Origin of the sequence: Kitasatospora sp. NPDC006697 (assembly GCF_042869935.1) — a bacterium.
In the GTDB taxonomy this organism is placed as follows: domain Bacteria; phylum Actinomycetota; class Actinomycetes; order Streptomycetales; family Streptomycetaceae; genus Kitasatospora.
On record NZ_JBIAGU010000014.1, the window covers coordinates 18,815 to 40,908 of the forward strand.

Consider the following 22,094-nt stretch of genomic DNA (forward strand, 5'->3'; position numbering starts at 1 on the left):
CGTCACATTCCTCGTCGCGGTGCCGCGGGGCCTTCGCCCAACCCGGCCGCCTGCTTGAGGAAGGGGTTGGTGGCGCGCTCGCGGCCGATGGTGGTCTGGCCGCCGTGGCCGGAGAGGACCACGGTGGTGTCGTCGAGGGGCAGGCAGACCCGGGCCAGCGACCGGTAGATCGCCTCGGTGCTGCCGCCCGGGAGGTCCGTGCGCCCGATGGAGCCGGCGAAGAGCAGGTCGCCCGAGAAGAGCACCGGGGGGATCTCCCCGGTCGCGGGCGTCCGGAACGTCACCGACCCCTCGGTATGGCCGGGCGCGTGGTCGACGGTGAGCTTCAGGCCGGCCAGCTCCAGCTCGCTGCCGTCCGCCAGCAGCCGCAGGTCGTCGGGCTCGCCGACGGTCAGCTCGCCCATCAGCGGCATGCCGATCGAGCGGCCGAGCGCCTTCTCCGGGTCGGTCAGCATGAACCGGTCGGCCGGGTGGATCCAGGCCGGCACGCCCTGGGCGCCGCAGACCGGCACCACCGAGGCCACGTGGTCGATGTGCCCGTGGGTGAGCACCACGGCGACCGGCTTGAGCCCGTGCTCGCGGACCATCGCCTCGACCCCGGCGGCCGCCTGGTGGCCGGGGTCGACGATCACGCACTCCTCGCCCGCGGCGGGCGCCACCAGGTAGCAGTTGGTCCCCCAGGCTCCGGCGGGGAATCCGGCGATGAACACGGCTGACCTCGGCTCGGGAGTCGCGGGGCGGACGGGTGGAGAAGTCTGTCCCCGCAGCCTACCGGCGGTAAGGCACCGGTTGCTAACCGGTTCCGCGCGTGCCGCCGACCCGGTGGTTCGGGTGCCCCGCGTCCGCCTTCTCACGGTGTTCTTAGACCCGGGGTCCCTACACTTGGCGGCTGGTGGATGCGATGATCCGCCCAGCACATCCACATTCCGTGCACTACGGCATGACCTAGGAGAGACGGCCCGGTGGTCACCAGCGAACAGCGGCGGCGGCAGCTCGCCCGTGAGAAGTACGAGCGGCAGCAGAAGAACCGCGTCGAGGCCGCGGCCGCGGCGAAGCGCCGCAATGCGATCATCGGGGCCTCGCTGGCCGTCGTGGTGGTCGCCGGTGTCGGACTTGCCGCCTCGGGCGTCTTCTCCTCCGACCACAAGAAGTCCTCGACGGCGGCCGCCGCGCCCACCCCGAGCGCCTCCGCCCCGGTCAGCGTCAAGGGCTGCACCACGCCCGCGGCGGGCACCCCGAACAACAAGCAGTGGTCGACCGAGCCGGCCATGACGGTCGACGACAAGGCGACCTACACCGCCACCCTGGAGACCAGCTGCGGCACGGTGACCTTCACCATGGACGCCGGCAAGGCCCCGCACACGGTGAACTCCTTCGTCTTCCTGGCCGGTCAGAACTACTTCGACCACACCAAGTGCCACCGCCTGACCACCCAGGGCATCTACGTCCTGCAGTGCGGCGACCCGACCGCGACCGGCTCGGGCAGCCCGGGCTACAAGTTCACCGACGAGAACCTGACCGGCGCGACCTACCCGGCCGGCACCGTGGCGATGGCCAACTCCGGCCCGAACACCAACGGCAGCCAGTTCTTCCTGGTCTACAAGGACACCCAGCTGCCGCCCAGCTACACCCCGTTCGGCAAGATCACCGGTGGCCTGGACGTGCTGAACAACATCGCCGGCGGCGGCGAGAACGACGCCAACGGCGCGGGCGACGGCGCGCCCAACGCCAACGTGGTCTTCAACAAGGTGACCGCGGTCAAGAACTGATCCGGTCCGCCGGAAATCGACCCGGCCCGGATGCGGACAGCACCGGGCCTGGTCGCCTATGTTGGCGTTGTATAGGGTGCCCTGGCCGGCCCGCCGTCACCCGCGGCAAGCACGATGGGCACCTCAGGACCGGGCGGCCGGGAACGGCGGACCATCGGTCCGCCGCACATTCAACTGTGGACGACGATCCGCACCGCAGCCGGTGACGGGACGTCATGTGGAGGAGGCGCTGTGAGCAGCGACCCGTGGGGCCGTGTCGACGAGCAGGGGACCGTGTACGTCAGGACGGCCGACGGCGAACGCGTCGTCGGTTCCTGGCAGGCGGGCTCCCCCGAGGAGGCTCTCGCCTACTTCGAGCGCAAGTACCAGGGCCTGTCCGCCGAGATCGGTCTGCTGGAGCACCGGGTCCGCAAGACCGACCTGGCCGCCAAGGACGCCCAGACCGCGCTGGAGCACCTGCGTGCCCAGGTCGTCGAGGGCCACGCGGTCGGTGACCTGGCCGCGCTCGCCCAGCGGCTCGAGACCCTGACCGGGGAGATCGAGTCCCGCCAGGTGGAGCGCAAGGCGGCCCGGGCCAAGGCGGCGGAGGAGACCCGCGCCGCCAAGGAGGCGCTGGTCTCCGAGGCCGAGCAGCTGGCCCAGTCCACCCAGTGGCGCGAGGCCGGCGACCGGCTGCGCGCCCTGGTGGACACCTGGAAGGGCCTGCCCCGGCTCGACCGCAAGAGCGACGACGAGCTCTGGCACCGGTTCTCGCACGCCCGCTCGGTCTTCTCCAAGCACCGCAAGGCGCACTTCGCCCAGCTGGACGCCGAGCGCGACCAGGCCCGGGCGGTCAAGGAGCGGCTGGTCGCCGAGGCCGAGTCGCTCTCCGGCTCGACCGACTGGGGCGACACCGCGGCCCGCTACCGCGACCTGATGGCGCAGTGGAAGGCAGCCGGCCGGGCCCAGCGGGACGCCGAGGACGAGCTGTGGGCGCGGTTCCGCGGCGCCCAGGACGTCTTCTTCCAGGCCCGCTCGGCGGTCTTCACCGAGCGGGACGCGGAGCAGTCGGCCAACCAGAAGCTCAAGGAGGCGCTGGCCACCGAGGCCGAGGCGATCCTGCCGATCACCGACATCAAGGCCGCCAAGGCCGCGCTGCGGGAGATCAACGAGCGCTGGGAGGCGATCGGCCACGTCCCGCGCGACGCCAAGCCGCGGCTGGACGGCCGGCTGAACACGGTCGAGCGGGCGATCCGCGAGGCCGAGGACGCCGAGTGGCAGCGCTCCAACCCGGAGGCCCGGGCCCGCGCGACCGGCATGACCAGCCTGCTGCAGGCGGCCGTGGACAAGCTCCAGGCCGAGCTGGACAAGGCCCGGGCGGCCGGCAACGCGAGCAAGGCCGCCAAGCTGGAGGGCGAGCTGGCGGGGCGCCAGGCGCTGCTGGACCAGGCGCTGAAGAGCCTGCAGGAGTTCAGCGGCTGATCCGCTGATCCGAACAGCAGGAAGGGGCCCCCGGAAGGGGGCCCCTTTCGCGTGCGGTGGGACTACTTGCGGGCCGAGGTGACCCGGTAGACGTCGTAGACGCCCTCCACCCCGCGGACCGCCTTGAGCACGTGCCCCAGGTGCTTGGGGTCGCCCATCTCGAAGGTGAACCGGCTCATCGCCACCCGGTCCCGGGAGGTCTGCACCGCCGCGGACAGGATGTTGACGTGCTGGTCGGAGAGCACCCGGGTGACGTCGGAGAGCAGCCGGGACCGGTCCAGCGCCTCGACCTGGATCGCCACCAGGAAGACCGAGGACTGGGTGGGCGCCCACTCGACCTCGATCATCCGCTCGGGCTGCTGGGTCAGCGAGTCCACGTTGACGCAGTCCGCCCGGTGCACCGAGACCCCGTTGCCGCGGGTGACGAAGCCCACGATCGGGTCGCCCGGCACCGGCGTGCAGCAGCGCGACAGCTTGACCCAGACGTCGTCCACGCCCTTGACGATCACGCCCGGATCGCCCTTGGCCCGGCGCCGGCGCTGGGCCCGGCCCTCGTGGCTGGGCACCGTGGCGGTCTCGGCGAACTCCTCGCTGGCGCCCTCCTCGCCGCCGAGCGCCTGCACCAGCTTCTGCACGATCGACTGGGCCGAGACGTGGCCCTCGCCGATCGCCGCGTAGAGCGAGGAGATGTCGGGGTACCGCATCTCGTGCGCCAGGGTGACCAGCGAGTCGCCGGTGAGGATGCGCTGGATCGGCAGGCCCTGCTTGCGCATCGCCCGGACGATCGCCTCCTTGCCCTGCTCGATCGCCTCCTCGCGGCGCTCCTTGGAGAACCAGGCCTTGATCTTGTTGCGGGCCCGCGGCGACTTGACGAAGGTCAGCCAGTCCCGGGACGGGCCGGCCCCCTCGGCCTTGGAGGTGAAGACCTCCACGGCGTCGCCGTTCTCCAGCGTCGACTCCAGCGGCACCAGGCGGCCGTTGACCCGGGCCCCTATGCAGCGGTAGCCGACCTCGGTGTGCACCGCGAAGGCGAAGTCCACCGGGGTGGCCCCCGCGGGCAGGGCTATCACGTCGCCCTTGGGGGTGAAGACGAAGACCTCGTTGTTGGAGAGGTCGAAGCGCAGCGACTCCAGGAACTCGCTCGGGTCCTCGGTCTCCTTCTGCCAGTCCAGCAGCTGCCGCAGCCAGGCCATCTCGTTGACGGCGCCGGCCTTGTCCTCCTTGCGGACCTGGGTCGGGGTGTCGGTGCGCACCTTGGAGGCGCCGGCCACCGCGCGCTGCTTGTACTTCCAGTGCGCGGCGATGCCGTACTCGGCGCGGCGGTGCATGTCGAAGGTGCGGATCTGCAGCTCGACCGGCTTGCCGCCGGGGCCGATCACCGTGGTGTGCAGCGACTGGTACATGTTGAACTTGGGCATCGCGATGTAGTCCTTGAACCGGCCGGGGACCGGGTTCCACCGCGCGTGGATGGTGCCGAGCGCCGCATAGCAGTCCCGCACCGTGTCGACCAGGACCCGGATGCCCACCAGGTCGTAGATCTCGGCGAAGTCGCGGCCGCGGACGATCATCTTCTGGTAGACCGAGTAGTAGTGCTTCGGCCGGCCGGTGACCGAGGCGGAGATCCGGGCCCCGCGCAGGTCGTGCTGCACCTGGTCGATCACGGTGGCCAGGTACTCGTCGCGCTTGGGGGCGCGCTCGGCGACCAGGCGCACGATCTCGTCGTACATCTTGGGGTAGAGGATGGCGAAGGCCAGGTCCTCCAGCTCCCACTTGATGGTGTTCATGCCCAGCCGGTGCGCCAGCGGGGCGTAGATCTCCAGCGTCTCGCGGGCCTTCTTCTCCTGCTTCTCCCGCTTGAGGTAGCGCATGGTCCGCATGTTGTGCAGCCGGTCGGCCAGCTTGATCACCAGGACCCGGGGGTCCTTGGCCATCGCGACGACCATCTTGCGAACCGTTTCCGCTTGCGCCGCCTCGCCGAACTTGACCTTGTCCAGCTTGGTGACGCCGTCCACCAGCAGCGCGACCGAGTCGCCGAAGTCCTGGCGCAGGGTCTCCAGGCCGTAGTCGGTGTCCTCGACGGTGTCGTGCAGCAGGCCGGCCATCAGGGTCGGCGCGTCCATCCCCAGCTCGGCCAGGATGGTGGCCACGGCCAGCGGGTGGGTGATGTACGGGTCGCCGCTCTTGCGCTTCTGGCCGCGGTGCCAGCGCTCGGCCACCGCGTAGGCGCGCTCGATGTCGCGCAGCAGCGCCGGGTCGGCCTTCGGGTCCTGCGCCCGGATGGTGCGGAACAGCGGCTCCAGCACCGGGTTGAGCACGGCGCCGCGCTGGCCGCCGAAGCGGGCCAGCCGGGCCCGCATGCCGCCGCTGGAGGAGGCCTGGCGCAGCGCGGGGCCCACCGCACGGGCCAGGCCGGTGGGGGGCGCCGGCCGCGCGCCGGGCTGCGCGGGCTGCCGCCCGCCCTGCTCGCTGCTGCTGGGCGCGGCGGCCGTGTGCTGGGCCTCGTCGGGCAAGGGCACTCCTCGGTACGCACCGGACTGGCCTTCATGGTACCGAGCGCGGGCCCGCCACTGCCGACCGGCCGAGGCCTGACATGCCGAGAGCGGTGATCGCGTCCGCGATCACCGCTCTCGGCAGTGCTTCAGTGACAGACCGTCTCGATGTCAGACCGTGACCAGGGTCTCCAGCGGAGCCCCGTCCAGGTGCGTGGCCAGCCGCTCGCGCCCGTCCAGGAAGCCGAGCTCCATCAGCACGACCACCCCGACCAGCTGGGCGCCGGTCCGCTGGACCAGGTCCAGCGAGGCGGCGATGGTGCCGCCGGTGGCGAGCACGTCGTCCACCACCAGCACCCGCTCGCCCGGCTCGAAGGCGTCGCACTGCACCTCGAGGGTGGCCGAGCCGTACTCCAGGTCGTAGGACTGCTGGAAGACCTCGCCGGGCAGCTTGCCCTTCTTGCGGATCGGCACGAAGCCGAGGCCCGCCGCGAAGGCCGCCGGGGCGGCCAGCACGAAGCCGCGGGCCTCCAGGCCCACCACCTTGGTCGCGCCCAGCTCCTTCGCCCGGTCCGCGAGCGCCCGGGTGAGCGCCCCGAACGCCTCGGCGTCGGCCAGCAGCGGGGCGATGTCCTTGAACAGCACCCCCGGCTTCGGGTAGTCGGGCACGTCCCGGATCCGGCTGTTGAGCAGGTCGGCCAAGGCGGTGTCGGTCACGTGTTGGTCTTTCTTCGGAGGGGTACGGGGTTCAGCGCTTGCCGGAGGGACGGCCCTTGCCCCGGGCCCGGCTCACCGGCTGGTTGCGCTGACCGACCATACCCGCCGCGACACCGTCCACGACGGCGTCCTCGGCCGCAGCGACCGGCTCGTCCGCCGGCTCGCCCGCCTCGGCCTTGGCCGCGGCCGCCTTGGCGTCCGCCGCGCGCCGCTGGGCGACCCGCTTGCTGAGCGCCTTCATCTGCGGGCTCTGCTCCTTGAGGAACGCCAGCAGCGGGGTGGCGACGCAGATCGAGGAGTAGGCACCGGCCGAGAGGCCGATGAACAGCGCCAGCGAGATGTCGTTCAGGGTGCCGGCGCCGAGCAGGCCGCCGCCGATGAAGAGCAGCGCGGCCACCGGCAGCAGCGCCACCACGGTGGTGTTGAGCGAGCGCACCAGGGTCTGGTTGAGGCCGGCGTTGGCCGCCTCGCTGTAGGTGAGCCTGTTCTGCTTCTCGAGGCCCTTGGTGTTCTCCTTCACGGTGTCGAAGACGACGACCGTGTCGTAGAGCGAGTAACCGAGGATGGTGAGGAAGCCGATCACCGTACCGGGGGTGACCTCGAAGCCGACCACGGCGTAGACGCCGATGGTGATCAGCAGGTCGTGGATCAGCGCGACCAGCGCCGAGAGCGCCATCTGCCACTCGAAGGCGATCGCCAGGTAGGCGGTGACCAGGACCATGAAGATGATCAGGCCGAGCAGCGCCTTCTGGGAGATCTGGTGGCCCCAGCTGGGGCCGACCACCTGGGCGTCGATGGCGGAGGCCGGCACGCCCAGGTCGGTGGTCAGCGACTTGACCACGGTGTCCGAGGACACCTTCTCGGTCGAGCTGACCTGGATCCGGATCTTGCCGTCACCGGTGGCCTGCACCTGGGCGGTGGAGTCGCCGGTGATCTTGTCGATCTCGTCCTGCGCCTGGCTGACCGACAGGCCCGGCTTGGTCACGGTGTAGACCGAGCCGCCCTTGAACTCGATGCCCAGGTGCAGGCCGACCGTGGCGAGGCCGACCACGGCCACCAGCACGATCGCGCCGGAGATGCTGTACCAGAGCTTGCGGCGCCCGACGAAGTCGAAGCTGACGTCGCCCCGGTAGAGCCGGTGGCCGAGGTTGCTGAAGCGTGACATTGCGTCATGCCTCCTTGACGGCGGTGGAGGTGGTGCGACGACGGCTGCTGCGCAGCGGCGGGCGGGCGCCCAGCCGCTTCGGGTCGAGACCGGACCACGGGTGGCCCTCGGCGAAGAACTTCTTCCGCGCCAGCAGCGTGATCAGCGGCTTGGTGAAGAGGAAGATCACCACGATGTCGAGCAGGGTGGTGAGCCCCAGGGTGAAGGCGAAGCCCTGGACCTTGCCGACCGAGACCACGTAGAGCACCGCGGCACAGAGGAAGGAGACGAAGTCCGAGACCAGGATGGTGCGCCGGGCCCGGGGCCAGGCCCGCTGCACGGCCGGCCGCAGCGGCGAGCCCTCGCGGACCTCGTCGCGGATCCGTTCGAAGTAGACGATGAACGAGTCCGCCGTGATGCCGATCGCGACGATCGCACCGCAGACCGCGGGGAGGTTGAGCGCGAACCCGATACTGGCTCCCAGCAGGGTCATGATCGCGTAGGTCAGGATGGCGGAGACCACCAGACCGGCGATCGAGACCAGGCCCAGGCCCCGGTAGTAGACCAGCGAGTAGATGACCACCAGCGCCAGGCCGATCGCACCGGCCAGCAGGCCGGCGTGCAGCTGGTCGCCGCCGAGCGCGGCGGAGACGGTGGTGACGTCGCTCTTGTCGAAGCTCAGCGGCAGCGCGCCGTAGCTGAGCACGTTGGAGAGGCTGCTGGCCTGCTCCTGGGTGAAGGAGCCGGAGATCACCGCGTTGCCGCCGGTGATCGACTGCGAGACGTAGGGGTGCGAGACGACCTTGCCGTCCAGCACGATCGCGAACTCGTTGGCCGGGGCCTGCTGGGTGGCGAGCTGGCCGGTGGTGGTCGCGAAGTCCTTGGAGCCCTTGTCGTTGAAGGTCAGCTGGACCTCCCACCCGGCGGCGCGCTGGGTGTCGTAGCCCGCGGCGGCCTTGGAGACGTCCTTGCCGGTGACCGCGACCGGGCCCAGGACGAACTTGTTGTAGACGCCGCTCTCGGCGTCGTACGAGCAGGCGACGGTCGGCTGCGCCGGGTCGGTCTGGTAGTCCTTGCGCTGGTCCTGCTTGGAGCAGTCCAGGGCCTGGAACTGGGCGGCGATGGCGGCCTGGGCCGCGGCGTCGGCGCTCGGGCTGGCGCTCGGCACGGCCATCGAGGGCGCGGAGGCCGAGGAGCTCGGGGCCGCGGAGGCGGCGGCCGGGGCCGACGGCGAGGCGGCCGCGGACGGGGAGGCGGCATCGGCCTTCAGCGCATCGGTGACGGCACGGCCGGCCTTGGTGGCGCTGGCACTGGCACTGGGACTCGCGGCGGCCGAGGGGCTGCCGGAGGCGCTGGGAGCGGCCGAGGCGGCGGCCGAGGGGCTACCGGAGGCCGCGGCGCTCGGCGAAGCGCTGCCGGAGGCGGAGCCGCTGGGCGACGGGCTGGCGGCGGGCACGCCGGAGGGCTGGTAGGTGATCACCGGGCGGAAGTAGAGCTGCGCGGTGGTGCCGACCTGCTCGGCGGCCTGCTGGCTGTTGGTGCCCTTGGGGATGTTGACGACGATGTTGTCGTTCCCCTGGGTCTGGACCTCGGCCTCGGAGACACCGAAAGCGTTGACTCGCTTCTGGATGATGCTGACCGCGGTGTCCATGTTGGTCTGGTTGATCGCGGCCTTGTCCTTCGAGGTGGCGGTCAGCGTGATGCTGGTCCCACCTGCGAGGTCGATCCCGAGGCGAGGCGTCCTGTGGCCCGTCCCGAACATGAGGGCGACCAGTCCGACGGCCACGACCAGGATGAGGGCCAGCGCCCGCCCCGGGTAACCGTCGCGCGGACGCGACTTGGGTGTTGCCACCTTGCTCGTTTCTCCCTGTCCCATGCCGCTGGATTCAGCACCGCCCGCCTGCGGGAGCTGCAGGTGGGCGGTGCCGGCCGCGGACAACCGTGAAGTAATGCAGCCTGACGGGTGCTGCGTGCCGTGGGGGTACTACTTGGCGGTCTTCTCGCCGGCCTTCTCCAGGCTGATGCTGTCCTCGACGGCCTCGGCCGCGTCGGTCTGCTCGGCGTCGACCGCGTCGGCCTCGGAGTCCGCGAGCTCCGCGGCCTCGTCCTCGGCGGGACGGCCGTTGATGATCTCGTCGTACTCCTGGGGGTCGATCACCGCGGCGATGGCGTTCTTCGCGAAGTGGGTGAAGACACCGGGCGCGATCTCCAGCTCCACGGTCGAGTCGCCGATCGACTTGACGGTGGCGTAGAGGCCGCCGATCGTACGGACGGCGGAGCCCGGAACCATGGCCGACTGCGTCGTCTGGGCCTGCGCCTGTCGCTTCTTCTGCGACCGGAACAGCAGGAACATCACGGCGATCGGGAGGACGAGGATGATGAGACTCACAGCAGAAATGTCCTTAGAGGGCCCGGCCGGGAGGCTGGCCAGTGGCGATGGTCGTCCCGCCAGTGAGACGGTACGGTCCGGCGAAGTCTAGGAGACCCGCTCTGATCGGACAACGCCAAGCATCGCATCATGCCGCCGAAGGTGGCGAGTCTGCGGCCGGGTCAGTTCTCCGTGGCTCGCTCCGGGCCTTCGCCGACGACCGGTTCCGCCCCGAAGAACTGCTGCTGCCCGGGCAGCGCGCCACGCCCCGCGGGCGTCTGCGGGGGCGGGGTCAGGCCCAGGTGCTGCCAGGCCGCGGCGGTGGCGATCCGGCCGCGCGGGGTGCGGGCCAGCAGACCCTCGCGGACCAGGAACGGCTCGGCCACCTCCTCGACCGTCTCGGCCTCCTCCCCCACCGCGACGGCCAGCGTGGACAGGCCCACCGGGCCGCCGCCGAACAGCCGCAGCAGGGCGTGCAGCACCGCCCGGTCCAACCGGTCCAGACCGCGCTCGTCCACCTCGTAGACCCGCAGCGCGGTGCCGGCGATCGCGGCGGTGATCACCCCGTCGTGCTCGACCTGGGCGTAGTCCCGGACCCGGCGCAGCAGCCGGTTGGCGATCCGCGGCGTGCCCCGGGAGCGGCCGGCGATCTCGGCGGCGCCGGCCGGGTCGATCTCCACGTCCAGCAGGGCGGCCGAGCGGACCACCACCCGCTCCAGCTCGGCGGGGGCGTAGAACTCCATGTGGCCGGTGAAGCCGAACCGGTCGCGCAGCGGCGGCGGCAACAGGCCGGCCCTGGTGGTCGCCCCGACCAGGGTGAACGGCGGCAGCTCCAGCGGGATCGCGGTGGCGCCGGGGCCCTTGCCGACGATCACGTCGACCCGGAAGTCCTCCATCGCCATGTAGAGCATCTCCTCCGCGGGACGGGACATCCGGTGGATCTCGTCCAGGAAGAGCACCTCGCCCTCGGTCAGCGAGGAGAGGATCGCGGCCAGGTCGCCGGCGTGCTGGATGGCCGGGCCGGAGGTGATCCGGATCGGCGCGTTCAGCTCGGCGGCGATGATCATGGACAGGGTGGTCTTGCCCAGTCCGGGCGGGCCGGAGAGCAGCACGTGGTCGGGCGCGCTGCCGCGCTTGCGGGCCGCCCGGAGCACCAGCGACAGCTGCTCGCGGACCCGCTCCTGGCCGATGAACTCGTCCAGCTGCTTGGGCCGCAGCGCCGCCTCCACCGCCTGGTCCGCGTCCTCGGCGGCGGCACCGACCAGCCGGTCCCCCAGGGGGTCGGAGTCGTACGGGCTCATCAGAACTGGCTCCATGTCGACACGTTGATGAAGGGTCAGATCGCCGGGCGGCGGGTCAGCGGGCCCGGCTCAGCGTCCGCAGCGCGGACTTCAGCAGTGCGCCGACGTCGGTGCGCTGCTGGGCCTCCGCCTCCGGGGTGACGGCGGCGACCGCCTCCTCGGCCTCGCGCGGAGCGTAGCCCAGGCCGACCAGCGCGGCGTGCAGCTGGTCCTGCCAGGGCGCGGGACCGGCCGCGACCGGCGCGCTCTGCACCGGCACGGTGCCGTGCGGCGCGCCCAGTTTGTCCTTGTACTCCAGCAGCAGCTTGGCCGCCTTGGCCTTGCCGATCCCGGGCACCTTGATCAGCGCCCGCTCGTCGCCCTGGGCCACCGCGATCCGCAGCGCCTCCGGGCTGTGCACCCCGAGCATCGCCTGGGCCAGCCGGGGCCCGACCCCGGGCGCGGCCTGCAGCACCTCGAAGGTGGCCCGCTCGTCGTCGTCGGCGAAGCCGTAGAGGGTGAGCGAGTCCTCCCGGACCACCAGGGAGGTGGCCAGCCGGGCCGGCTCGCCGAGCCGCAGCGCGGCCAGCGTGGTGGGGGTGCACTGCACCGCCATGCCGACCCCGCCGACCTCGACCACGGCGGTGCCGGCCGAGATGGCCGCGACCGGGCCCTGAACGAAGGCGATCACGGGCGGTACTCCTTGCCTCGGGGGGCGGCGGTGCGGGCCAGCGCCGCCGCGATCCTGTCGTTCGCGCTGCCGCGCCAGATGTGGCAGATCGCCAGGGCCAGCGCGTCCGCCGCGTCGGCCGGCTTGGGCGGCTCGGCCAGCCGCAGCAGCCGGGTCACCATCGTCGTGACCTGGGCCTTGTCGGCCCGGCCGGAGCCGGTGACGGCCGCCTTGACCTCGCTGGGGGTGTGCAGGGCCACCGGGATGCCGCGCCGGCTGGCGCAGAGCATGGCGACCGCGCTGGCCTGCGCGGTGCCCATCACGGTGCTCACGTTGTGCTGGGCGAAGACCCGCTCGATGGCGACCAGCTCCGGGCGGTGCTCGTCCAGCCAGCGCTCCAGGCCCTCCTCCACGGCCAGCAGCCGCAGCGGCACCTCGGCGTCCACCGGGGTGCGCACCACGCCGACCCCGAGCATCCGCAGCTGGCGGCCCGGCGTCCCCTCCACCACGCCGACCCCGCACCTGGTCAGCCCCGGGTCGACACCCAGTACCCGCACGCTCCCGCCCTCCACGCAGTCGTTGCCTGGTCAGACCCTAGCCGCCGGTACCGACAGCCCCCGCGACGACACCGGCCCGGCGGTCCTGACGGACCGCCGGGCCGGTGGGTGGAGCAGGTGTCACTCGGCGTCGAGCTGCGCGCCGACCTCGTCCGGGATGTCGAAGTTGGCGAAGACGTTCTGCACGTCGTCGCTGTCCTCGAGGGCGTCGATCAGCTTGAAGATCTTGCGGGCGCCGTCCACGTCCAGCTCGACCTGCATGCTGGGCATGAACGGCGACTCGGCCGAGTCGTAGTCCAGGCCGGCGTCCACCAGCGCGGAGCGCACGGTGACCAGGTCGCTGGGGTCGGAGACCACCTCGAGGGTGTCGCCGAGGTCGTTGACCTCGACGTCCAGGTCGGCCTCGAGCACGACCTCGAGCACCTTGTCCTCGTCCACGCCGTCGGCCTTGGGGACGATCACCTGGCCCTTGCGGGCGAACAGGTAGGAGACCGAGCCCGGGTCGGCCATCGAGCCGCCGTTGCGGGTCATCGCGACCCGGACGTCGGAGGCCGCGCGGTTGCGGTTGTCGGTCAGGCACTCGATCAGCACCGCGACGCCGTTCGGGCCGTATCCCTCGTACATGATGGTCGAGTAGTCGGCGCCGCCGGCCTCCAGACCGCCACCGCGCTTGACCGCGCGGTTGATGTTGTCGATCGGGACCGAGCTCTTCTTCGCCTTCTGGATGGCGTCGTAGAGCGTCGGGTTGCCGGACGGGTCGGGCCCACCGGTCTTGGCCGCCACCTCGATGTTCTTGATCATCTTGGCGAAGAGCTTGCCGCGCTTGGCGTCGATCACGGCCTTCTTGTGCTTGGTGGTAGCCCACTTAGAGTGGCCGGACATCACCAGCTCCTTTACGTCGCCAAAGGGAAATGAAACAGAGGAGATCCTACCGGTGTCGGGGCAGCGCCCCGGGCACCCGGTCAGCCCCGGGCGGCGAGCGCTTCCTGGACCATCGAGACGAACAGCCGGTGCACCCGGTGGTCGCCGGTCAGCTCCGGGTGGAACGAGGTGGCCAGCAGGTTCCCCTGCCGAACCGCCACGATCCGCGCCTCCGCGCCGTCCGCGGCCGGCAGCTCGGCCAGCACCTCGACGCCCGCGCCCACCGACTCCACCCAGGGGGCCCGGATGAAGACGCCGTGCACCGCGCTGTCGAAGCCCTTGACGTCGATCGCCGACTCGAAGGACTCGTTCTGCCGCCCGAAGGCGTTGCGGCGCACCGTCATGTCGATGCCGCCGATGGTCTGCTGGTCGTCCCGGCCGTCCAGGATCTTCTCCGCGAGCATGATCATGCCCGCGCAGGAGCCGTAGACCGGCATGCCCTCCGCCACCCGGGCGCGCAGCGGCTCCATCAGGCCGAAGGAGAGCGCCAGGTTGGACATGGTGGTGGACTCCCCGCCGGGGATCACCAGACCGTCGACCTCGGCCAGCTCCTCGGCCCGGCGGACCGGACGGGCCAGCGCGTCGGCCTCGGCCAGCGCTATCTGGTGCTCGCGGACGTCGCCCTGCAGGGCCAGGACGCCGATGACTGCGGTGCGGGTGGACACGGGTGACTACCTCTTCTGCTCGGTAGGTATGGGGAGAAGCAGGTCGGCCCGCCGCGCCCGGAGGGTGCGCGCGGCGGGCCGACGAAGGAGCGCGGGGCCGGGACTACCAGCCGCGGTTGGCGTAGCGCTCGGTCTCCGGCAGGGTGTCGCAGTTGATGCCGACCATCGCCTCGCCGAGACCGCGGGAGACGTCCGCGATCACCTTCGGGTCGTCGAAGAAGGTGGTGGCCTTCACCACGGCGGCGGCGCGCTTGGCCGGGTCGCCCGACTTGAAGATGCCGGAGCCGACGAACACGCCCTCGGCACCCAGCTGCATCATCAGCGCGGCGTCGGCCGGGGTGGCCACACCGCCGGCGGAGAACAGCACGACCGGGAGCTTGCCCAGCTGCGCGACCTCCTTGACCAGCTCGTACGGGGCCTGCAGGTTCTTCGCCGCGACGTAGAGCTCGTTCTCGTCCAGCGTGGTCAGGCGGCGGATGTCGGAGTTGATCTGGCGCATGTGGCGCACGGCCTCGACCACGTTGCCGGTGCCGGCCTCGCCCTTGGAGCGGATCATGGCCGCACCCTCGGCGATCCGGCGCAGCGCCTCGCCCAGGTTGGTGGCACCGCAGACGAAGGGGGTGGTGAACGCCCACTTGTCCGAGTGGTTGACCTCGTCGGCCGGGGTCAGCACCTCGGACTCGTCGATGTAGTCGACGCCGAGCGCCTGCAGGACCTGGGCCTCGACGAAGTGGCCGATCCGGGACTTGGCCATCACCGGGATGGAGACCGCGCCGATGATGCCCTCGATCATGTCCGGGTCGGACATCCGGGCCACGCCGCCGTCCTTGCGGATGTCGGCGGGGACGCGCTCCAGCGCCATGACGGCGACGGCACCGGCGTCCTCCGCGATCTTGGCCTGCTCGGCGTTGACCACGTCCATGATCACACCGCCCTTGAGCTGCTCGGCCATGCCGCGCTTGACCCGGGCGGTGCCGATCTGCGGCTGGTCGGCGGAAGCGGGAGTGCTGGTGGACACGTAAGACCTCACTCGAAGACGAACCGGTGTGCTATCGCCCCATGGTAGGCGGTGAAAAGCCCGATCCGATGCGCCACCCGGTCCAGACCGGCCCGTCCTCATCGACAAACAGGCCGATAGCGGCCGACGCTACGCGGGCGAACCTTGCGGCACCAACCCGGCCGGAGCCTCGTCGTCCATCTCGAACGCCATCGGGAACGGCGCCCGCCCGGCCAGCCGGAAGTACCGCACGATCCGGTGCGTCCGCAGCGCCCGCGCCGCCCGCACCGCGTCGTTGTGGAACCGCCGGGCCATCGGCACCCGGCGCACCGCCGAGGTCAGGTCGTCCAGCACCTCCTCGCCGCCCGGCGCCGCCCGCAGCTCCGCCACCTGCTCCGGCTCCTCGAACACCGCCCGCAGCGCCTGGCTCAGCTCGCTCTCCGCCACCTCCCGCTGCTCCTCCGCCGCCTGCCGGGCCGCGTGCGAGGCCTCGTACAGCACGATCGAGGTCGCCGGGTCCAGCAGCGAGGAGGTGGCCAGCTCCTGTGCCACCGAGGCCCGCCGCAGCAGCTGCGCGTCCAGCGCCGCCCTGGCCGTGTCCAGCCGCGCGTGCAGCCGGTCCAGCCGCCCGGCGGTCCAGCTCAGGTAGACGGCGAACAGCACCACGGCCACGCCGGCCCAGATCCAATCGGTCATGAGGGGCCACGCTACCGGCCCGCGACCGGCCACTACGCCATCCGGTACCAGTCCCCCGCATGGCGCCTGGCTGATGATCCGTCAGTCTGCTGATCTGTTCAGTAAGGACCCAAAGGGGGGCAAACCACCACCGAAAGGACCCGCATGAGCACCGCTCTGCTGCGCCGCAGCGCGAGGAGCGCGGCCGTCGCCGCCCTGGCAATCGCCACCGCACTCGGCGCCACCGGCGTCGCCCGCGCCGACGCACCCGGCCACGAGGGCTTCGTCGTCCACGTCCAGCTCAACACCGACGGCGTCATCCAGGCCCCGGACGACCACCCCGGCGGCACCGTCACCTTCCGGATCGCCACCGACGACCCGAACGGCCGTCAGCTCCAGATCCTGCGCCCGCACGCAGGGACCACCATCGACCAGGTGCTCGTCGACCTGGCCGGCGCCGTCAGCCAGGACCCGGCCACCGCCGCCGCCGCGATCACCAAGGTCCGCGACGAGGCCGAAGCCCTCGGCGGCGGCCTGGCGCGGCCCGACGTCCCGGCGATCCTCTCCGAGGACATCTCGGCCGGCCCGATCTACCTGCTCGACTTCACCTCCTTCCTGGCCCACCCCGACAGCCCGCCGCCGGTCAAGAAGATCGAGCTCTGCGAGGACGCCGGCTACCACCTGCCGCACTTCCCGCACGAGATCGTCATCCAGCACGACACCGCCGCCGGCCCGCGCTTCCAGGCCGAGGACGTGGACGACGCCAACGGCGGAATCTTCGTCCACAACGCCTCCCCCGAGCTGCACGAGATGGAGATCCAGCCGGTCGCCCCCGGCACCACCGACGCCCAGGTGCAGGCCTACTTCGACGCGATCCTCGGCGGCACCCCGCCGCCGCCCCCGCCGTTCACCGGCGTCCCGGTCGGCCTCAGCGCCATCTCCCCCGACCACGACGCCGTGATCCACCCCGACAAGCTGCCCGCGGGCGACTACGTGCTGCTCTGCTTCGTGCCCGACGACCACTCCGGCCTGCCGCACGCCTTCCTCGGCATGCACAAGGTGATCCACCTGCACTGACCCCGGGCACCCGGCCCGGGCACTCAGTCCCGGGCCGGACCCACCCGCCGCAACCGCGAACCGTTCTCGTCCTCGCGCACCTTCGGCCCCGCCGAGGTGCCGCCCACCCCGTCCGCCACCGTCTCGTACACCGCCAGGATGTCCGCGCCCACCACCGACCAGTCGAACCTGGTGACGTGCTCCGCCGCGGCCGCCCGCAGCTCCGCCAGCCGCACCGGATCGTCCAGCAGCCGCACCGCGGCCGCCGCCAGCGCCCCGGCGTCCTCCACCGGGAACAGCTCCCCCGCCCGGCCGCCGTCCAGCACCTGCGCGAACGCGTCCAGATCGCTGGCCAGCACCGCGGCCGCCGCCGACATCGCCTCCACCAGGATGATCCCGAAGCTCTCGCCCCCGGTGTTCGGCGCCACGTACAGGTCCACGCTGCGCAGCAGCCGGGCCTTCTCCTCGTCGCTCACCATCCCCAGGAACTCCACCCGGGCCCGCACCTCCGGCGCCAGCAGCTCCGCCGCCTCCGCCTCGTCCCCCTTGCCCGCCACGAGCAGCCGCGCGTCCGGATGCGCCTCCAGGATCTTCGGCAGCGCCGCCAGCAGCACCGGCAGGCCCTTGCGCGGCTCGTTGATCCGCCCGATGAACCCGATCGTCTTCCCCGTCCAGCGCGGCTCCGGCCGCGCCTGCGCGAAGAACGAGACGTCCACCCCGTTCGGGATCACCACCGCGTCCCCGCCCAGGTGCTCCACCAGGGTCCGCCGGGCGTACTCGCTCACCGCGATCCGCGCGTCGATCTTCTCGAAGATCGGCTGCAGGATCGGCGAGGCCGCGATCATCACCCGCGACCGCGGGTTCGAGGTGTGGAAGGTCGCCACCATCGGCCCCGTCGCCGCCCACCCCGCCAGCATCGACAGGCTCGGCGAGGCCGGCTCGTGCACGTGCAGGATGTCGAACCCGCCGTCCCGCAGCCAGCGCCGCACCCGGGTCGCCGAGATGATGCCGAAGCTCAGCCGGGCCACCGACCCGTTGTACGGCACCGCCACCGACCGCCCGGCCGAGACCACGTACGGCGGCAGCTTCGCCTCGTCATCGGCCGGCGCCAGCACCGACACCTTGTGCCCGCGCCCGATCAGGTGCTCCGCCAGGTCGCGGATGTGGAACTGCACCCCGCCCGGCACGTCCCAGTCGTACGGGCAGACGATCCCGATCCTCACGAGGCCGCCTCCGCCGCCGGCTCCCGGCCCGTCCGGGCCGCCGCCTTCGGCAGGTCCGCGATCCAGAACTTCTGCAGCATGTGCCAGTCCTGCGGATGCCGGTCGATCTCCGCCGCCCAGATGTCCGCCATCGCCTGCGTCATCAGCGCCTTCGCCGTCTTCTTGTCGACCTCCGCCGGCACCTCCACCGGCGGGTGGATCCGGGCTCCCATCACCTCGCCCTCGTACCAGAGCGAGACCGGCAGCAGCGCCGCACCCGTGCGCTGCGCCAGCGCCGCCGGTCCCGCCGGCATCCGGGTCGCCTCACCGAAGAACTCCACCGGCACCCCCGCCTCCGACAGGTCCCGGTCCCCCACCAGGCAGACCAGCTTCCCCGCCCGCAGCCGCTGCGCCAGCGTGGCGATCACCGACAGGTCGCTGCCGGTCAGCGCCAGCACCTCCATGCCCAGGCCCTCGCGGTACGCCACGAACCGCTCGAACAGCGCCTCCGGCTTCAACCGCTCCGCCACCGTCGTGAACGGGTAGCCGCAGTGCCGCACCACCCAGGCACCCGCCAGGTCCCAGTTCCCCATGTGCGGCAGCGCCAGCACCGTGCCCCGGCCGGCCGCCATCGCCGCCTCCAGGTGCTCCCGGCCCTCCACCCGCAGCGCACCCGAGATCCGCCGGTCGTCCCAGGCCGGCAGCCGGAACGCCTCCATCCAGTACCGCAGGTAGGAGCGCATCCCGGCCCGCGACAGCTCCCGCAGCTCCAGGTACGAGGCCCGCGGCCGCACCCGGGCCAGGTTCGCCTCCAGCTGCCGCACCCCCTTGCCCTGCCGCCGCCAGGTGAAGTCCGCCACCAGCGTGCCCAGGCCCCGCGCCATCGGCTCCGGCATCACCTTCAGCACCGCCCAGGCCGCCGCGAACCCCGCGTCCACCGCCCGCGCGCGCAGCCCCCCGCTCGCCGCCGAACCGTCCCGCTCCGCCATCTCAACCCTCCCGGCTGGTGCGCCGCAGCTCCTCGAAGGCCTCCCGGCGCACCGTCAGCATCCGCTGCAGCACTGTCACCAGGCTGCCCACCGCCACCACCCAGAGCGCCACCGGCAGCAGCCACTCGATGTAGGGAACCCCGAACTTGTGCAGCCCCGCCAGACCCGCGCAGGTCAGGCTGATCACCAGCCGCTCCGCCCGCTCCACCAGACCCGACACGTCGCAGGGCAGCCCCAGGCTCTCCGCCCGCGCCTTGGTGTACGAGACCACCTGGCCGCTCGCCAGGCAGAACACCGCCACAGCGCACATCAGGTCGTTGTTCCCCTGGCCCGAGTACCAGAGCGCCAGACCACCGAAGATCGCCGCATCGGCCACCCGGTCCAGCGTCGAGTCCAGGAACGCCCCCCACTTGTTGGAGGTGCCCGCCTGGCGGGCCATGTTCCCGTCCACCAGGTCCGAGAAGATGAACAGCGTGACCGTGATCACGCCCCAGAAGAACTCCCCGCGCGGGAAGAACACCAGCGCACCGGCCACCGACCCGGCCGTGCCGATCAGCGTCACCGCGTCCGGGCTCACCCCCAGGCGCAGCAGCAGCGCGGCGAACGGGGTCAGCACACGTGTGAAGAAGGCACGCGCGTATTTGTTGAGCATGGCCTTCCCGACCGCTCCGATCTCACTACCGGTCTGAAGCACCGGCGGCCGTCAGCGGCAGCACCGGGCATCCGGGCGGATCAGCCACCCGGCGGAACCCATGGTATCCAGGCCACCGACCCCTCCCGGCCGCCGCACACCCGATCGGCCGCCCTGCTCAGCGGCACCACCGGCCGCTCACCCCCGCCGCGGCAGCGCACAGGCCGCCGTACCCCCCGGCATCCGGTGCCGGTTGCGCGACACCCACCGGTACACCAGACCCGCCACCGGCCGCACCGGCGCCAGCCGCAGCACCCCGCCCAGGTAGGCCCAGCCGCCGCCGGCCCGCAGCAACAGCTTCGCCGCCGCCTGCGCGCCGCCGTACACCTCCCCCGCCGGAGTGACCCACAGCACCTCCCGCTGCGCCCGCTCCTCGGTCAGCCCCAGCTCCGCCAGTTCGGTGAACTGCCACGGCCGCGCCGCCCAACCGCCCGGCAGCCACCGCTCCGCCGCCCGGACGCAGGAGGAGCAGAACGCGCAGTCGCCGTCGAAGACCAGCAGTGGTTCCGGAAGACTCATACCACCGATCCTGCCCCATCGGGATCGAACCGCGTCACACGGGGGAAGGAACCTGACGGAAAGCGTCACCCCCAGGTGACGGTACTTCAGACGATCATCGCCACAAGGCCCCACGGGCACGGTAACCTGCCGCTGACACGGAGGGAGGGGAGGCTGCCATGGCCAAGCTCGACATGACTCCGGGTGCGCAGATACCCCGCACGGACGCCGGCCCGCAGACTGCCGTCACCCAGATGCTCTCGGCGACCGCCTACCGCGACGACGACCTGGACGGCTTCGTCGCCAAGGTCCAGGACGGCGTGGTCGGCAAGACCGGCTGGCACACCCTGTTCCGCCCCAACCTCGGCGAGGCCTTCAGCAAGGCCGTCATCGGCCGCACCCTCGGCAAGGGGCGCAAACCGCTGGTGCCCGCCTACGGCATCGAACCCCGGTTGGTGGTCGAACACTGCCTGGCCGCAGAGGAGTTGCGCGCCGAGCGGGACAAGCGGCTGATGCTCGTCACGGTGCTCTGCGGCGTGCTCTTCCTGCCCGGCACGCTGATCTGGCTCGGCGCGGTCCGGCTGCGCCAGTTCCAGGCCGGCGGCAGGCGGGGCGGACTCGTCAGCACCCTGGTCTGGCTGGTCCCGCTCGCCCTCACCGGCCTGCTCGCCTGGCGCCCGCCCTTCGTCGGTTTCGCCTCGCTCTACCTCCGGATCACCATGCTGGTCCCGCTGCTCGGCTGGTTCCTGGCCAAGCGGATAGTCGTCAAGTCGGTCAAGGAGCTGCGCGCCCGCTGGTCCGGCGTGCTCGACGGCAACCTCGGCGCCGCCGTGCTGCCCGCCGCCGTGCCCCGGCACGAGAACGACAAGAAGGCCGCGGCGCTCAAGGAGGGCCTGACCCAGCTGGTGCTGGAGCAGCACACCAACGTGCTGCACTACGCCGGCGTCAACGGCATACTCGGCCTCGGCCGCCGCTGGGGCACCTGGGACATGGTGGAGGACCTCCGGCCCGCCGAGGGCTTCGAGGAGTTCCGCACCTTCCACACCTGGGACCTGGTGAAGAAGATCACCGACCGGCTCAACGGCACCTTCGGCCGCAGCCACGTGGCCAACGGCGCCGTCCCCGGCGCCACCGTCGAGCAGTGGGTGATCAGCTCCATCGGCGCCGGCGCCGACGAGATCGGCCGGCCCAGCGGCGCCGACATGGACGGTCCGCGGATGCGCGACCACGCCGTCGCCACCATCGCCAACCAGCAGGACTTCGGCAAGGACGGCCCGCGCCACTACCTGGGCACCCAGTTCGTGCTCAACAGGGGCCAGCTGATCGTCAGCGTCACCGTCACCGTCACCGCGATCGCCAACACCCTGCGGATCTCGGTGGCCGGCCACACCCTCGGCCCGATCAACGGCGCCTTCGGCGACAAGCCGAAGCCCCGGGAGCGGACCGTGGCCAAGACCGGCAAGTTCTGGGAGGAGCGGACCATCCAGCTCCCGCTGGTGGACAACATCGAGGTGGTCCGCCAGGCCCTGCGCGCGCCCTTCCTCTGGTCCCCCGGCCTGCTCGCCTGGCTGGGCGGCACGATGAAGCTGCCGGAGCCCTTCGGACTGCGGCACGCCTGGGCCAGCGCCCCCTGGGGCAACCGGTTCATGGCCGACGACTCGATCCGGATCGCCAGCCCGGTGGTCAGCGCCGTGCTCGCCGCCACCATCGACTTCCTGGCCGACCACGACGTCAACGTGGAGCGGTTCACCGGCCGCTCGCTCGGCATGAGGGGCGAACTGCAGGGCGCCCGGCCGTCCAAGTCGGACCAGTACGACGCCTGGTGACGGTTCTCCTCAACGGCCGCGGGGGGCCGCCGCCCCGGCCGCCCCCGGGCCCCCCCCCGCGGCCGCGCCGCCCACGGGCCGCGGCGCCGGCCGCGCCACAAGGGGTGGGGCGAGACGCA

Annotated in this window: 21 protein-coding genes; 4 read left to right on the forward strand and 17 right to left on the reverse strand. The window is 71.9% G+C overall.

From position 1 onward, the window contains the following. Positions 1–2 precede the first annotated feature (2 nt). Positions 3–710, reverse strand: coding sequence for an MBL fold metallo-hydrolase (locus ACFYNO_RS20755; RefSeq protein ID WP_388014108.1), 708 nt, complete (start codon positions 708–710; stop codon positions 3–5). Between the two features lie 252 nt (positions 711–962). Between ACFYNO_RS20755 and ACFYNO_RS20760 the strand changes: the two genes are divergently transcribed. Then, on the forward strand, positions 963–1,769 hold the full coding sequence (locus ACFYNO_RS20760) for a peptidylprolyl isomerase (protein WP_388014111.1): 807 nt from the start codon (positions 963–965) through the stop codon (positions 1,767–1,769). A 231-nt stretch (positions 1,770–2,000) separates the two neighbouring features. Beyond that, the gene (locus ACFYNO_RS20765; RefSeq protein ID WP_388014114.1) at positions 2,001–3,230 is read left to right on the forward strand and encodes a DUF349 domain-containing protein; all 1,230 of its coding nucleotides are present in this window, start codon (positions 2,001–2,003) and stop codon (positions 3,228–3,230) included. Between the two features lie 62 nt (positions 3,231–3,292). Here the strand turns inward: ACFYNO_RS20765 and ACFYNO_RS20770 are convergent, their stop codons facing one another. From ACFYNO_RS20770 to ACFYNO_RS20825, 12 genes are all read right to left on the reverse strand, one after another. Continuing rightward, positions 3,293–5,740 carry a RelA/SpoT family protein gene (locus tag ACFYNO_RS20770; RefSeq protein ID WP_388014117.1) on the reverse strand — a complete coding sequence of 816 codons (2,448 nt, stop codon included), beginning with the start codon at positions 5,738–5,740 and terminating at the stop codon, positions 3,293–3,295. Positions 5,741–5,890: 150 nt separating this feature from the next. Further along, positions 5,891–6,436 carry an adenine phosphoribosyltransferase gene (locus tag ACFYNO_RS20775; protein WP_388014120.1) on the reverse strand — a complete coding sequence of 182 codons (546 nt, stop codon included), beginning with the start codon at positions 6,434–6,436 and terminating at the stop codon, positions 5,891–5,893. Positions 6,437–6,467: 31 nt separating this feature from the next. Then, positions 6,468–7,601: a protein translocase subunit SecF gene (secF, locus tag ACFYNO_RS20780; RefSeq protein ID WP_388014123.1), complete on the reverse strand. Its 1,134-nt coding sequence runs from the start codon at positions 7,599–7,601 to the stop codon at positions 6,468–6,470. Positions 7,602–7,605: 4 nt separating this feature from the next. Continuing rightward, a complete protein-coding gene (gene secD / locus ACFYNO_RS20785; RefSeq protein WP_388014126.1) occupies positions 7,606–9,432 on the reverse strand; it encodes a protein translocase subunit SecD in 1,827 nt (608 codons plus the stop codon). A gap of 132 nt (positions 9,433–9,564) precedes the next feature. Further along, positions 9,565–9,969: a preprotein translocase subunit YajC gene (gene yajC / locus ACFYNO_RS20790; protein ID WP_388014129.1), complete on the reverse strand. Its 405-nt coding sequence runs from the start codon at positions 9,967–9,969 to the stop codon at positions 9,565–9,567. 161 nt (positions 9,970–10,130) lie between these two features. After that, positions 10,131–11,249, reverse strand: a complete 1,119-nt coding sequence (gene ruvB, locus ACFYNO_RS20795; RefSeq protein ID WP_388014132.1) for a Holliday junction branch migration DNA helicase RuvB — start codon at positions 11,247–11,249, stop codon at positions 10,131–10,133. A gap of 55 nt (positions 11,250–11,304) precedes the next feature. After that, complete coding sequence (ruvA, locus tag ACFYNO_RS20800) at positions 11,305–11,919, reverse strand: Holliday junction branch migration protein RuvA (protein ID WP_388014135.1); 615 nt, start codon at positions 11,917–11,919, stop codon at positions 11,305–11,307. After that, positions 11,916–12,455: a crossover junction endodeoxyribonuclease RuvC gene (gene ruvC, locus ACFYNO_RS20805; protein ID WP_388014138.1), complete on the reverse strand. Its 540-nt coding sequence runs from the start codon at positions 12,453–12,455 to the stop codon at positions 11,916–11,918. Before ruvC ends, ruvA begins: the two co-directional genes overlap by 4 nt. 120 nt (positions 12,456–12,575) lie before the next feature. Then, positions 12,576–13,337, reverse strand: coding sequence for a YebC/PmpR family DNA-binding transcriptional regulator (locus ACFYNO_RS20810; RefSeq protein WP_388014141.1), 762 nt, complete (start codon positions 13,335–13,337; stop codon positions 12,576–12,578). Positions 13,338–13,417: 80 nt separating this feature from the next. After that, complete coding sequence (pdxT, locus tag ACFYNO_RS20815; RefSeq protein ID WP_388014144.1) at positions 13,418–14,041, reverse strand: pyridoxal 5'-phosphate synthase glutaminase subunit PdxT; 624 nt, start codon at positions 14,039–14,041, stop codon at positions 13,418–13,420. 103 nt (positions 14,042–14,144) lie between these two features. Next, positions 14,145–15,059 (reverse strand): pyridoxal 5'-phosphate synthase lyase subunit PdxS, encoded by a 915-nt coding sequence (gene pdxS / locus ACFYNO_RS20820; protein ID WP_388014147.1) that lies wholly within the window; start codon positions 15,057–15,059, stop codon positions 14,145–14,147. Between the two features lie 129 nt (positions 15,060–15,188). Next, positions 15,189–15,734 (reverse strand): hypothetical protein, encoded by a 546-nt coding sequence (locus ACFYNO_RS20825; protein ID WP_388014150.1) that lies wholly within the window; start codon positions 15,732–15,734, stop codon positions 15,189–15,191. A gap of 144 nt (positions 15,735–15,878) precedes the next feature. On the opposite strand from ACFYNO_RS20825, the gene ACFYNO_RS20830 reads away from it, so the two are divergent. Continuing rightward, complete coding sequence (locus ACFYNO_RS20830) at positions 15,879–16,790, forward strand: hypothetical protein (RefSeq protein ID WP_388014153.1); 912 nt, start codon at positions 15,879–15,881, stop codon at positions 16,788–16,790. 23 nt (positions 16,791–16,813) lie between these two features. Here the strand turns inward: ACFYNO_RS20830 and ACFYNO_RS20835 are convergent, their stop codons facing one another. From ACFYNO_RS20835 to ACFYNO_RS20850, 4 genes are all read right to left on the reverse strand, one after another. Continuing rightward, positions 16,814–17,992 carry a glycosyltransferase family 4 protein gene (locus tag ACFYNO_RS20835; protein WP_388014156.1) on the reverse strand — a complete coding sequence of 393 codons (1,179 nt, stop codon included), beginning with the start codon at positions 17,990–17,992 and terminating at the stop codon, positions 16,814–16,816. After that, positions 17,989–18,960 carry a phosphatidylinositol mannoside acyltransferase gene (locus ACFYNO_RS20840; protein ID WP_388014159.1) on the reverse strand — a complete coding sequence of 324 codons (972 nt, stop codon included), beginning with the start codon at positions 18,958–18,960 and terminating at the stop codon, positions 17,989–17,991. Before ACFYNO_RS20840 ends, ACFYNO_RS20835 begins: the two co-directional genes overlap by 4 nt. 1 nt (position 18,961) lies before the next feature. Further along, on the reverse strand, positions 18,962–19,612 hold the full coding sequence (gene pgsA / locus ACFYNO_RS20845) for a phosphatidylinositol phosphate synthase (protein WP_388014162.1): 651 nt from the start codon (positions 19,610–19,612) through the stop codon (positions 18,962–18,964). 177 nt (positions 19,613–19,789) lie between these two features. Next, on the reverse strand, positions 19,790–20,170 hold the full coding sequence (locus ACFYNO_RS20850) for a thiol-disulfide oxidoreductase DCC family protein (RefSeq protein ID WP_388014165.1): 381 nt from the start codon (positions 20,168–20,170) through the stop codon (positions 19,790–19,792). Between the two features lie 158 nt (positions 20,171–20,328). Between ACFYNO_RS20850 and ACFYNO_RS20855 the strand changes: the two genes are divergently transcribed. After that, a complete protein-coding gene (locus tag ACFYNO_RS20855) occupies positions 20,329–21,975 on the forward strand; it encodes a hypothetical protein (protein ID WP_388014168.1) in 1,647 nt (548 codons plus the stop codon). Positions 21,976–22,094 lie beyond the last annotated feature (119 nt).